The sequence below is a fragment of the Paraliobacillus zengyii genome, from assembly GCF_003268595.1.
In the GTDB taxonomy this organism is placed as follows: domain Bacteria; phylum Bacillota; class Bacilli; order Bacillales; family Amphibacillaceae; genus Paraliobacillus_A; species Paraliobacillus_A zengyii.
Window position 1 is genome coordinate 2,431,799 of the sequence record NZ_CP029797.1, and the last position, 13,616, is coordinate 2,445,414.

Sequence of the window (13,616 nt, forward strand, 5' to 3'; positions counted from 1 at the left end):
TTCTGTACCTCCGAATCGCATAAATTAACTTGATTTCTTATTATCATTATACATCTTTTCAGTTGATGTAGTATTTGCTTCTAATACATAGGGTAATGCCTCTTGAAAAGTCTCAATTGGAATCACATTAATCCCTTTAATCTTCTGCGTCAGTGCTTGGTGATTTGCCTTAGGTATTAGTACTGTTTTAGCACCCGCATCTTTAGCTGCTTTTATTTTTATTGTAACGCCACCAATAGGTAAAACTTGTCCGTAAAGGCCTAATTCACCAGTCATTGCAACATTACAACTAATAGGAACCTTTTTCATACAGGAGTATATCCCCATTGCGATAGCTAAACCTGCAGACGGGCCATCCACTGGCGTACCACCAGGGAAATTAACATGAATATCATATTGATGTGCTGGTATCCCAATTGATTTTAAAAAGGTGACCACAGTTTCTACTGAAGCTTTGGCCATACTTTTTCGTTTAATTGACTTTGATTGCGTTCCTATCGTTTCTTCCTCTGCTATGCCTGTAATTATTATTTTAGAATCTTTTAATGCTGGCAACAATAAAACTTCCAGTGGTAACAAATAACCTGTACTAGGACCTAGCAAGGCCAATCCATTTACTTTACCAATTTTACTTTCTAATGGTATTTGACTAATAGGACGTGGAGTTAACCTACTTATTTCAGTAACCCATTCCATGTCAGCTAGTTCAATTGATTGTCTGCTTTCTTTCATTGCAACACTTGCAGCGATTTGAATTAGATTAACTGCTTCACGACCATTTTGTGCATAAATAGCTAACATATTTAATGCTTCATTTGATAAAGGAACAGCTACCTTATCACTGGCACGTTTTGCAATTGTCATCATATCTTCTTTCTCTAAATCACGGAAATATATCTCCAAACAACGAGATCGGATCGCAGGTGGGATTTCCTCTGGCATTCGTGTTGTTGCTCCAATTAAACGAAAATCAGCAGGTAATCCTTCTGTAAATATCCGATGAATATGTCGCGGAATATTTTGATTTTCCTCACTGTAATAAGCACTCTCATAGTGGACAACGCCATCTTCTAGCACTTTTAATAATTTATTCATTTGAATTGGGTGTAATTCACCAATCTCATCAATAAATAAAATTCCACCATGTGCATTTGAAACTGCTCCACGTTTTGGTTGAGGAATTCCAGCTTGTCCCATTGCTCCTGCACCTTGATAAATAGGATCGTGTACAGAACCTATCAATGGATCAGCTATACCACGTTCATCAAATCGAGCAGTTGTTGCATCCAATTCAATAAATGGTGCACTCATAACAAAAGGAGAATCTTTATTTTTTCTTGCTTCCTCTAATACTAATCTTGCTGCAGCGGTTTTTCCAATACCAGGTGGTCCATATATAAGGACATGCTGTGGGTTACTGTTACATATTGCAGCTCGCAACGCTTCAATTCCATCTTCTTGTCCAACCACATCTGATAAAACTTTTGGTCTAACTTTTTCTGATAAAGGTTTGGTTAAGCGAATGTTTTTCATGGCTCGTAATGATTCAAGTTCTTTTTTTGACTCTTTTTCTATAACATTTTTACTAGCTCGTTGGCTCTTTAACATATTCCAAAAATAAAGCCCAATCACAATCCCAAAAAACAGTTGAATAATCATTACAATACTAACAAGATCCATATGCTACCTCCGAAATTTAAGATACATGTTAGTATTTCCCCAAATCCAATACCTAAACAAAAAAACAACGAATTAACTTATATGTATAGTGAAATCCCTTGCTATTAGATAACAAGGGATTTCTATCAAATTATAATACTTTACGCACTTTCTTTAGGTGTCTCTTTATTTTCATCTTGTACCGTTCCATCTTCTAGGATCAATTTCGGACGACCATTTTCCAATGTAACAGTTTCCTTCGTAATAACACATTTAACAATATCATCTCGTGAAGGTAGTTCGAACATCACATCTAACATGATACTCTCAAGGATAGAGCGAAGTCCACGTGCACCAGTTTTTCGTTCGATTGCTTTTTTAGCAACTTCTATTAACGCTTCCTCTTCAAATTCTAATTCAACATTATCAATTTGGAACAATCGTTCATATTGTTTAACTAATGCATTTTTAGGTTTTGTTAGAATTTCTATTAGCGCCGCTTCATCTAATGGCTCTAAACTACCGATGATTGGTAAACGACCAATAAATTCAGGAATTAGACCAAACTTCAATAAATCTTCTGGTAATACTTTTTGAAGAAGTTCACCTTTGTCCATTTCGTTATTCTCTGTATCAGCACCAAAGCCAATTACCTTTTTACCTAAGCGACTTTTAATAATCTGGTCAATACCATCAAATGCACCGCCACAAATAAATAGAACATTTGTTGTATCTATTTGAATGAATTCTTGATGCGGATGCTTACGTCCACCTTGAGGTGGCACACTAGCAGTAGTTCCTTCAAGAATTTTAAGTAACGCTTGTTGAACACCTTCACCAGAAACATCACGTGTAATCGACGGATTCTCAGATTTACGAGCAACTTTATCAATTTCATCTATATAGATAATACCTTTTTCAGCTTTTTCTACATCGTAATCTGCTGCCTGAATTAACTTCAATAAGATATTCTCTACATCTTCACCAACATACCCTGCCTCTGTTAATGATGTTGCATCAGCAATTGCAAATGGTACATTTAATATTCGTGCTAATGTTTGTGCTAAAAGAGTTTTACCACTACCAGTTGGACCAATCATTGCAATGTTACTCTTTGAAAGTTCTACATCATCAGTACCTCTTGTTGCATTAATACGTTTATAGTGATTGTATACGGCTACAGATAGATTCTTCTTCGCTTTGTCTTGACCAATTACATAGTCACTTAGAATATCACGTATTTCTTGTGGTTTTGGAACGTCCTTAAATTCTACTTCTTCGTCTGTTCCTAACTCTTCTTCCACAATTTCTGTACATAATTCAATACATTCATCACATATATAAACTCCTGGACCAGCGACAAGCTTTCTTACCTGATCTTGGCTTTTTCCGCAAAACGAACACTTTAATTGTCCTTTTTCTTCATTAAATTTATACAACCATTTCACCCCTCAAGTGTAAAAATATCTATTTGATAGGAAGAAGCATCTACATCCCTATATCTTATAGCCTCTCTTCAACATGATATCAGATAAAAGCATGATTACAAAGTAATACACTTTTAATTCTAAAAACAGTCTTTCCTATCTTGCTTGTTACTAAACAAACGTTGAATTAAAATTGTCTACAACATTTGTTAAATTCAAACTAATTTGTCCACTTTATTATGTATACTATTTGGTAAATGTCAAATAATTTGCTGTATGTAATGTTATGTATGTCATCTATTTGTTTCATTATAGAAGAGAAAACAAGGCACGTTTTTGATGTACCTCGTTTTCTAATTACTATAATCTTGTTAAATAAACTTCTTATTTCGTTTTACTATTTTCAGCAAGAAAGTCGATTGATTTTTTGAATTTAAGATCGTCTTTAATTGCATCTGTATTTCCACCAAGCATTTGTGTAAGTTGTTCTACATCAACTTGGTACATACCTGCCATTGATTCTAACTCTTGATTTACATCTTCATCAGTTGCTTCAATGTTTTCAGCAATCGCTATAGCATCAAGTGTAAGGTTTGTTTTTACACGTTTTGCAGCATCTTCTTTCATTTGTTCTTTAAGTGCATCGGCATCTTGACCAGAGAATTGGTAGTACATGTCTAGTGTCATACCTTGCTGTTGTAATTTCTGTTCAAATTCACGTAACATGCGATCTAATTCAGTTGTTACCATTACTTCTGGAATGTCAACTACCGCATTATCAGACGCTTGCTGAATAAGTGACTCACGTTTATTGTTCTCAGCTTCTGTTTTCTTTTGCTCTTCTAAACGATTCTTAATCTTTTCTTTTAATTCTGCTAAAGTTTCTACTTCTTCATCAACGTCCTTAGCAAATTCATCATCCAACTCTGGTAATTCTTTTCCTTTAACTTCATGAATTTTAACTTTGAAAGTAGCTTCTTTACCAGCTAATTCCTCAGCATGATACTCTTCAGGGAAAGTCACTGTAACTTCTGATTCTTCACCAGCCTTCTTACCAACTAGCTGTTCTTCAAAACCAGGAATGAAAGAACCTGAACCGATTTCTAATGAATGATTTTCTGCAGATCCACCTTCAAAAGCTTCTCCATTTACAAAACCATCAAAGTCCATCACAACAGTGTCACCTTCTTCTATTGCAGAACCTTCGTCTTTAACAACAAGCTCAGCTTGGTGTCCTCTTTGATGCTCTAAGTCACTCTCAACATCTTCATCTGTAACTTCTACAGCTTCTTCTTCAACTTCTAATCCTTTATAATCACCTAATGTTACTTCTGGCTTAACCGTAACATTTGCTGTGAAAATAAGATTACTTCCCTTTTCAATCTGCGCAATATCAATTTCAGGTTGGTCGATTGGTTCAATACCAGTCTCCTCAATAGCCTGTGTGTAAGATTCAGGTAGAATGATATCTACTGCATCTTGATAAAGTGATTCAGCTCCAAAACGTTGTTCAAATAATCCACGTGGTACTTTACCTTTACGGAATCCAGGTAGTTGTACATCTTTCACTACTTTTTTGAAAGCTTGATCTAATGCTTCGTTGAATTTTTCAGCTTCCACTTCAACTGTTAAAAGGCCTTTATTACCTTCTTGTTTTTCCCATTTTGCTGTCATACTATTCCCTCCAAAAATCTATAAGTAATTCTATTTGCCGTTCATTCATTGTACGATGCTTCTTATACGAGACCGAACGCAAATTGCGACCATCTTATTATAACATAAACGTCCGGCCTTTCAAGATTTAGAATCAAGATCCACTGTTATTTCCAATTCTGATTATTCTTCCATTATGGAGAAATAGATTTTCTCACAATATAATATTTCATCTATGTATTGCCCAATTTCTTCATCTTTCATTGTTTCCGCTACTTTTGGTTCATCTATAAATGATGATGTAACAAGATGAACTAAAGCTTTTTTCATCATATCAGCTTCTGATTTATCCACAATAAAAGGGTACCTAACATACAAGTATCTATACAATAATTGATCTGCTAGTTCAAATAGGGTTGGATTATCTTGTTCAAGCTTTTCTAAACTTTTTCTTATGTCATTACGAAAAGGGTGATCCATAATAAAAGGGTATGTACTTGGATTAATTACCATTACTTTTGAAAACTTTTCAATGTTTATGTCTTGGTCAATTGATTCTGCTTGTAATAAACCTAAAATGGAGGTTTTAATTACTGGATGCACAATTTTATTTAAGAGTATTTCTTCAAAAAGATTCAGATAAGCAGATAAGTCGCTTTGATGTAAGTGATTAACTAAATGCCATTGTAATACTGTGTCATCTCGTTCAACAGCGTCTTCTAATTCTTTTAATGTTGACATGGCCTGTTTTTCTTGTTGCTCTTCTCGTAGCCTTTCATTTAAATGATAAAGCGTTTCTAATTGCGTTCTAAAAGGATCAGGAAGTTTTTCATGAATAACATCCTCTAACAATTCAGACACCTCTTGATACTTACTCGCTTGAAACAATAACGTAGCATATATATGTATGTATGAGAAGTAATTAGCATCCTTATTTGCAAGTAGTGATTCACATAATTCTTCTGCCTCTTCTTGCATTCCAAGTTCCATTAAACACGTTAACTTGCCAACAGATATTTCTTGGTTGTTAATTTGATAAGAAAGCAACGTGTTAAATCCATCTAAAGCTTCATGAAATCTTTTTTCACGTAAAGCTTGGTATGCTTCACTTTCCAAATCCTTCTTCCATTTTGGGAAAAGGACGACTTTTTGATCATTATGCTGCATGAGACATCCCACTCTCAGATAATAGTTTATATGCCCATATTAATGGAAATAATAACCTTAGGCAATATTATTCTATTTTTACTATTTGTTTTAATAAATCATTCCCTTTTTAAAATTAATTCAAACTAGACAGTTTCACAGATATAGTTTGCAAATATAATGAACACTGGTTTTAAATGAACTTTTTTATGAAACACACTTATATTAATTCCTATTACAAATTTAACGATCCTCCTTACTACTTATTATAATACTACTTTTACTTCAAAATTAAAAACCTAGATTTTATTTATTTGAAAATTCTGTTATCATTATACTACTTATTTGTTTATTACCCCACTATTATAGTGGTACTATGTCCTATAGGAGGTGTACTTATGATGAATGAACAAAATGCGATAAAGTTAGAAATTGTTGCTAGGAGAGCATTAAATATAAAACATAAAGACGGAATGGCAGGCACTATTTCCAAAGACTTTATATTACATAATAATGGTGCTTTTACAATTATATGTGCCTCTCTTGCTCCTTATTATCTTCACGCAACAAGTGAGCAAAGAATCATCTTAGACTCCATGATAGAAAACTACCGAATATTAAATGATTGCGATAAACAAACCTACTTTAAAATGATCGCCCTTGTTGCTGAAGAATTACGTAACTTTTTAAACGAACTGGGAGTTCAAGATGCAGATTAATACTAACAAAGGATAGTGATATAATGGCTCCTATTCCAATAATGATAGATTTAAAAGGACAAAAGGTTGTAGTAATTGGTGGAGGAAAGGTAGCACAAAGAAGAATTGATACCTTGCTTGATCATGCTGCTATTATTACCGTAATAAGTCCAACCGCAACGAAAACTATCGAATCTTTACATAAACAAAAAAAAATACGATGGCATGAAAAGGTAGTAGAAGAATGTGATCTAGATAATGCTTTTCTTATCATTGTTGCAACGAATAACTCTGCGGTTAATCACTCGGTAATTAAATCGGCACCAAAGAGCGCATTAATTAATGCGGTTGAAGATGCTAAACAAGGAAATGTGCAATTTCCGATTCATTTGAAGCGTGGAAAACTATCCATTGCTATCTCTACAAACGGAGCAAGCCCTGCATTTGCAAAAAAAGTAAAACATGAATTAGAAAATAAATATGATGAACAGTATCAGGCGTATATGGATTTTTTATTTGATGCACGTCAATTAGTGAAAAATGCAAATCTAGATAGAGACGAGAAGAAAAAAATATTACATTCACTAATTAATGAAGAATTACTTGATATAAACCTCCAAAAACAAACACTCGATTCTTTAAAATTAGAATTACATAAAAAAGCTAGCGAATGATCTATTAATAAATCACTTGCTAGCTTCTTTATTGTTAAATTAATGTTGGAATAGGTTCTTCATTCCTAATCGCTTCTACTACTCTATTTTTTAATTGCTCACAAACATGATCATGGTCACCAAGGTAATCACAAATAATGACTTCTTGCTCTGGGTTCAAACTCAGTTCATCTACAAATTCTCTTATTTCCTTCATTAAAATACCCGTGAAAAGCAAATAAGGAAGGATAACGATATGTTCTGCACCAGTTGAGACAGTCGCTTTGAGTTTGTCTTTGAATTTAGGTGTGGCTGCAGCGAGGAAACATTTTTCAACTGAGGATACATGCACTCTTCCTTGTAAGGAATCTGCAATTGATTGTATATCATTTACAGCGTCTTGATCACTACTACCTCTTCCAACAAGTAAGATATTTGTTTGAGGAGTTAAGACTGTTCGCTCTTCTAATCTCTCAACTAAAACATCATTCATCTTCTCCTGAACACCGATGGGTTTCCCATAACTAAATTGTACATCTTGATACTTGTTTTGAGCATGTTCTAATTCTTCTGGTATATCTTTCTTAGCGTGACCAGCTGTTAGTAACAACACAGGCACAACAGCAATTTTAGTTGCCCCTTGTTTAATACATTGATCGACACCCTCTATAATAGACGGACTTGCCAATTCCAAAAAACAATATTCTTGAATTTCCGTATCAACTAATTTCATTGTCTTCTCAATGAAATTAATTGCTTCTTGTGCAGCTTTTTTTACACGACTACCATGACAAACATATAATACAGCTTGAATGTTAATCACTCCTTTTTAATATAGCAGGTATAAGTTCGATTCTAAAAGGCTTCCTTTAATTCAAAATCAGATTTACTAGAATTAATTTGTTTCAATCTGTTAATTCTTTCTCGGAAAGTAACAATTTCTCCTATAACAATCATTGCTGGATTTTGAATTCCTTCTTCCTCAACAATAGAAACAATTGATTCAAGTGTTCCAATTACTGTCTTTTGCTCATCGGTTGTTCCTTGCTGGATGATTGCTACAGGAGTTTCTTTACTTTTTCCATATTTTAAAAGTTGATCACAAATATAAGGTAAATTTCCGATCCCCATATAGATAGCCAAAGTATCCACTGCATGAGCAAGACTCTCCCATTTAATATCATGAGGCTTACCTTTCTTACAATGACCGGTAACGACGGCAAAAGAATTACCTAATTCACGGTGTGTTAAAGGAATATCCGCATATGCAGGGGCCGCGATACCTGCAGTAATTCCTGGAACAACTTGATAATCTATTCCATTTTCCGCTAACACTTCCACCTCTTCAGCACCACGACCATATATAAAGGGATCTCCACCTTTAAGTCTTACTACCATTTTACCTTGCGATGCATATTTAACTAACAAGTCATTAATTGTCTCTTGTATCATCATATGATACTTTGGTAGTTTTCCGCAATAGATTAAATTCGCATTTTCCTTAGCTTCTGTAAGTAACGCTTTATTAACAAGGCGATCATATAATATAACGTCCGCTTGTCTAATCAATTTTAACGCTTTTACAGTTATTAAGTCGGGATCACCTGGACCTGCTCCAACAATATACACTTTTCCCACAATGAACCCTCCTCTTTAGACTTAAGAGCTTCCTTATTCACGTAAAACTTTTTATCTATTACTTTTCCATTAAAACATATACTTGATCTTCTGTAACCTCAGTAGTATATGTTTGGACACAACCCTCATCTGGTGCTTGTGCTTTTCCATCAACCATACTTATTTTCCAATCATGCATTGGGCAAAAAACATGGTCACCACTTACCATTCCTTCTGCCAGTACGCCACCCTTGTGTGGACAACGGTTTTCAATAGCTCGGATATCTCCACTAGCTAATTTAAAAACCGCCACCTCTTGATCACCAATTATAACTGTTTTTCCAAGCTTTTTCGGCAATTCAGAATAGTTGCCAACGAAAATCCGTCGTTGTGTTTTTTCCATGTAGATCCCCCCGATTTTTTTATTTAGAAGTTGATGTAACATTTACTTTTTCATAAAGTTCTCTTAACGTTTCTTCATTATTAATCACTTCACTCCAAGGTTCCTGAATAGCAGATAAGGCAATATCCATTCTTTCATTTAGCTCATCACGAGTCTCTTTGACTGCTAATATTTCTTTAACATGGTCAATACCTAAGCGATCGACCCAGCTAGAAGTTCTTTCTAAATAATTGCCAGTTTCTCTATAATATTGCAAGTATGCTCCAACCCATTCCATTACTTCATCCTCTGTTTTCACCTTACATAATAGGTCACCTTGTCTAAGTTCTGTACCTCCGTTACCACCAACATGTAACTCCCAGACACCATCTAGACCAACGATACCGACATCTTTAATTCCACCTTCTGCACAATTCCTTGGGCAAGCAGATACAGCCATTTTTAATTTGTGTGGTCCAGATATACCTTCAAATTTTTTCTCTAATTTAATTCCCATACCAGTTGAATCTTGTGTACCGAATCTACAGAACTCAGAACCAACACACGTTTTAACTGTACGAAGTCCTTTCTGATATGCATGACCAGATTTCATCCCTAGGTCTGCCCACATGTCTGGTAAGTCTTGTTTCTTAACACCGAGTAAATTTATTCTTTGTCCACCTGTTAACTTAATCATACCGACATCATATTTATCTGCTGCATCTGCAATTTTCCTAAGATCTACAGCATTCGTTACACCACCATACATTCTAGGGATAACACTAAATGTGCCATCTTTTTGAATATTAGCATGAAGGCGTTCGTTAACGTATCGAGATTCCTTTTCATCCTCATAATCAGTTGGATTAAGCATACCTAAATAATAATTTAAGGCCGGTTTACATTTTGAACAACCTTCTTCATTACTCCAACCTAATACATTCATAACTTCACGTGTATGTGTAAGGCCTTTTTCTTTAATTTCCTCAATTACTTCATCTCTTGATAAAGTTGTACAGCCGCAAACAGATACCTTTTGATTTTCATTATAATCATCACCGAGTGTGTATTCTAACAAATCAGATACAAGTGATTTACAGGTTCCACAAGAACGAGATGCATTCGTGCAACCTTTTACTTCTTCAAGTGACTTTAAACCTTTTGAATTAATTGCATCGACTATTGTGCCTTTACTTACACCATTACACCCACATATCAATTCATCATATGGCATTTCAGCTACTAAACTTGCCCCTGACTGTTCGCTTTCGTTAGCATTTAAATATTCTTCAACATCTGCTGCTTTTTTAATAAGACTTAACAGCCGTGTACCATCTTTTGTATCACCAAATAGCACAGCACCTGCTAATTTACCATCTTCAACTATTAACTTTTTATAGGTTCCGTTCCATTCATCAAACACTTTTATCGATTTCGTATTTTTATCTTCATCTATTTTACCAGTTGAGAAGACATCAACACCCGAAACTTTTAATTGGGTAGAAACGACTGTCCCTTTATAACCATCACATGGAACACCACATAACTGTTTTGCTAAAGCTTGCCCTTGTTCATATAAAGGAGCAACTAGTCCATAGACCATCTCTTGGTGTTCAACACACTCACCAACCGCAAAAATATTTGGCGTCTCCGTCTCCATATAATCATTAACAATTATTCCTCGATTAACTTTAATCCCATTCTCCATTGCCAATGCAACATTAGGCTTTATTCCTACTGCCATAACAATTAAGTCAGCATCAATTTCTTCCCCGTCATTAAATCTAAGACCGCTAACTTTTTCCTCACCGGTAATTTCTGCTGTTTGTTTATTTAATAGAAAGTTCATTCCTTGTTCTTCTAATTCTTTTTGAAGAAGTCTTCCTGCTGGTTCATCTAACTGGCGATCCATTAAATAATCATTTATATGGATAACATCCACTTCCATACCTAAGTTGAGTAATCCACGAGCCGCTTCAAGACCAAGTAAACCTGCACCAATAACTGCTGCTTTTTTATGTTTCTTTGAATAATCAATCATTTTTTCACAATCTTTAATATCGCGAAACCCTGTAACTCCCTCTTTATCTGCACCTGGTAAAGGCAAAATAAATGCATTAGATCCAGTTGCGATAATTAATTTATCGTATGGCTCTTCTCTACCTTTATCTGTTGATACTACTTGTTTAGTTTTATCTATATTTATGACTGTTTCGCCTGGATATAATCGGATGTTATTATCTTCATACCATTGCCATTCATTTAATGTGATATCACTTACGTCTGTATCACCTTGCAAAACTTTTGATAATTGAATTCTATTATAGTTTGGATATGGTTCGCTACCGAAAACGGTAATCTCAAATTGATTTGGTTTAAGTTTTAACACTTCTTCAATCGCTCTAATTCCTGCCATCCCGTTTCCAATTAAAAGCAACTTTTGTTTTGGCATGTGAATAACTCCTCCAAATAGTTTAATTTTCTGAAAATTCATCTTATATCTAATATAAACATACTTAAAACATGTATTCAATTTACTTGTTAGATAAGCTGACAGTGTTATTCTTATGCATTTTTATGTGAAAACATATATAAATAATACAAAAGACAACCTACTAATGCGTAGATTGCCTTTTGTTCAACTATGTTTCTCTTAAATTAATGTTCTATTAAATGGGTAAATTGTTTCGAATGCTCCATTGCAAACTGAATGATTTGGTTGTACGTATCTTGATCATATTGGTTTCTGAAAGGGGTATAGATCTTTGCTGTTCCCTCATCAATTATTTTAACCCTTTCTCCACCACGCACATAAAGTGTGACATATAAGAAAGGTTCTGCCATATTATTTTCTACGAGAAATTCTTTAGGAAACGTTGCATTAATTAGTAGACGGTCTTCCACATGTTTTAAGGAAAGATGGCTGAAAAATTCAAGATTCTTAATATCATTTATAAACAATGAAAAGTCCTCCTTCTCAATCACTTAAAGATACAATAGTTATTTTTGTTAGCTAAATCTAATTTTAACATATAAATCCAATTCATAATGTAATCTTTCCATTAAAATCTGATTACATATTAATTGCTATCTTTACATGATTTCGAATACTTACTAATGAGATAAAACAAAAGAGGAATGTGGGGATTATTTCGAATTCTTAAGGGAGAGAACATTATTTTAATTCAAACGAAGCGACTAGACATACGTGTTTATTTTGGAGACTTTCATCTCATTTAATCAATTCTTCAATTTCATTTTTATTATAATGATCTATTACACCAGGCTTTGAACTTATATAATCAACTATCTCCTCTTTTTTAAGCTCTAAAGTTAGATTTAATCCTTTCATAATCATAGTAAGATATTGCTTGGAAGGCTTGCTAAAAGGAACATCTAAATCCCAGTCTGCAGTAAATGTTACAATTGGATAGCCATCTACTTCTCCAAGATAAAGGAGCGTTCCGTACCACGAATCCCTATATGTCATTACACCATTTTTTATTAGTTCAGTTAAATCTATCTTCAAATCTGCTTGATTATTTTCTTGTTTAACTAAATCCAAAAACTGATCCTTTGTTATTAAATATTTTCTGCTGTATGTAAGATGTTTTTATCTTGCTTCAACCCGATAAATGCTACACCTTGTTTTTGCCAGCGAACAGAGTTTTTCGCAAAATATAAAGGTAAATTCATCTTGTATGTCACTTCTTTTATTGGAAGTGACTTATCTTTACAACCGACTTCCACTTTAGAAGAGCCCTCTGCCTTGCCACCTTTTATATAACATAAAAATTTATCCCTATTTAAATTTGAGCCATAGCTCGCATACCAAACGTATTCGAGTTTTTTTAACTTCTGGTCCATTACATCAAATCCTAATGAGATTTAGACAATAAAAAGCATTTAATAGTAGGAATTTTCTTCATTTTTCATTAGCCATATCACTTTTGCTACATGCTTGAACAAATACTTGGAAGATGTCTTGCATACGAGAATCTATATCGACCATCTCCTCAGGATGCCATTGAATACCTAACATAAATGAATGATTAGTTGGTCCCTCAACTGCTTCTATTAAACCATCTGGAGTAGTTGCTACCGTTTTAAGATTAGATGCAAGCTTATTAATCGATTGGTGATGTATACTGTTCACCCGTATCTTTGTATCATTAAATATTTGATATAACATACTATCTTCATTGATCTGCACGTCATGTGTTGGCTCTTGTCTATCACTTTGCTGGTAATGCTTAATTACTTTGGGGTTAGCTTTTTCAATATCTTGAATAACCGTTCCACCCTGCGCAGCATTTAACATCGTTATCCCTCTACAAATTGCCAAGAGTGGTTTCTTTTGTTGTTACACACTTTTAACAAG

General features: G+C 34.2%; 14 protein-coding genes. 2 read left to right on the top strand and 12 right to left on the bottom strand.

Annotated elements, in window-relative coordinates:
- Nucleotides 1-24 precede the first annotated feature (24 nt).
- The 4 genes from lonB to DM447_RS12435 all read right to left on the bottom strand — a co-directional run bounded on the left by lonB (nt 25) and on the right by DM447_RS12435 (nt 5,906).
- Complete coding sequence (gene lonB, locus DM447_RS12420) at nt 25-1,680, bottom strand: ATP-dependent protease LonB (RefSeq protein ID WP_112181520.1); 1,656 nt, start codon at nt 1,678-1,680, stop codon at nt 25-27.
- Nucleotides 1,681-1,820: 140 nt separating this feature from the next.
- On the bottom strand, nt 1,821-3,098 hold the full coding sequence (clpX, locus tag DM447_RS12425) for an ATP-dependent protease ATP-binding subunit ClpX (protein WP_112181521.1): 1,278 nt from the start codon (nt 3,096-3,098) through the stop codon (nt 1,821-1,823).
- A 372-nt stretch (nt 3,099-3,470) separates the two neighbouring features.
- Nucleotides 3,471-4,760, bottom strand: coding sequence for a trigger factor (gene tig / locus DM447_RS12430; protein WP_112181522.1), 1,290 nt, complete (start codon nt 4,758-4,760; stop codon nt 3,471-3,473).
- A gap of 162 nt (nt 4,761-4,922) precedes the next feature.
- Nucleotides 4,923-5,906, bottom strand: a complete 984-nt coding sequence (locus tag DM447_RS12435; RefSeq protein WP_112181523.1) for a hypothetical protein — start codon at nt 5,904-5,906, stop codon at nt 4,923-4,925.
- Between the two features lie 377 nt (nt 5,907-6,283).
- On the opposite strand from DM447_RS12435, the gene DM447_RS12440 reads away from it, so the two are divergent.
- A complete protein-coding gene (locus tag DM447_RS12440) occupies nt 6,284-6,604 on the top strand; it encodes a hypothetical protein (RefSeq protein ID WP_112181524.1) in 321 nt (106 codons plus the stop codon).
- Between the two features lie 41 nt (nt 6,605-6,645).
- Entirely contained in the window at nt 6,646-7,257 is a 612-nt protein-coding gene (locus tag DM447_RS12445) for an NAD(P)-binding protein (RefSeq protein ID WP_241964522.1), read from the top strand.
- Nucleotides 7,258-7,291: 34 nt separating this feature from the next.
- Here DM447_RS12445 and DM447_RS12450 read toward each other — a convergent pair whose 3' ends face one another.
- The 8 genes from DM447_RS12450 to DM447_RS12480 form a co-directional block, all read right to left on the bottom strand.
- Nucleotides 7,292-8,059 (bottom strand): sirohydrochlorin chelatase, encoded by a 768-nt coding sequence (locus tag DM447_RS12450; protein ID WP_112181526.1) that lies wholly within the window; start codon nt 8,057-8,059, stop codon nt 7,292-7,294.
- Nucleotides 8,060-8,091: 32 nt separating this feature from the next.
- Nucleotides 8,092-8,874, bottom strand: a complete 783-nt coding sequence (gene cobA / locus DM447_RS12455; RefSeq protein ID WP_112181527.1) for a uroporphyrinogen-III C-methyltransferase — start codon at nt 8,872-8,874, stop codon at nt 8,092-8,094.
- Between the two features lie 58 nt (nt 8,875-8,932).
- Nucleotides 8,933-9,256 carry a nitrite reductase small subunit NirD gene (gene nirD / locus DM447_RS12460; RefSeq protein ID WP_112181528.1) on the bottom strand — a complete coding sequence of 108 codons (324 nt, stop codon included), beginning with the start codon at nt 9,254-9,256 and terminating at the stop codon, nt 8,933-8,935.
- Between the two features lie 19 nt (nt 9,257-9,275).
- Nucleotides 9,276-11,687 (bottom strand): nitrite reductase large subunit NirB, encoded by a 2,412-nt coding sequence (nirB, locus tag DM447_RS12465; RefSeq protein ID WP_112181529.1) that lies wholly within the window; start codon nt 11,685-11,687, stop codon nt 9,276-9,278.
- A 206-nt stretch (nt 11,688-11,893) separates the two neighbouring features.
- Nucleotides 11,894-12,196: a hypothetical protein gene (locus DM447_RS12470; RefSeq protein ID WP_112181530.1), complete on the bottom strand. Its 303-nt coding sequence runs from the start codon at nt 12,194-12,196 to the stop codon at nt 11,894-11,896.
- A 271-nt stretch (nt 12,197-12,467) separates the two neighbouring features.
- The gene (locus tag DM447_RS18560; RefSeq protein ID WP_232824220.1) at nt 12,468-12,800 is read right to left on the bottom strand and encodes a hypothetical protein; all 333 of its coding nucleotides are present in this window, start codon (nt 12,798-12,800) and stop codon (nt 12,468-12,470) included.
- A 17-nt stretch (nt 12,801-12,817) separates the two neighbouring features.
- Complete coding sequence (locus tag DM447_RS18565) at nt 12,818-13,102, bottom strand: hypothetical protein (protein ID WP_232824218.1); 285 nt, start codon at nt 13,100-13,102, stop codon at nt 12,818-12,820.
- Between the two features lie 58 nt (nt 13,103-13,160).
- On the bottom strand, nt 13,161-13,556 hold the full coding sequence (locus DM447_RS12480; RefSeq protein ID WP_112181531.1) for a gamma-glutamyl-gamma-aminobutyrate hydrolase family protein: 396 nt from the start codon (nt 13,554-13,556) through the stop codon (nt 13,161-13,163).
- Nucleotides 13,557-13,616 lie beyond the last annotated feature (60 nt).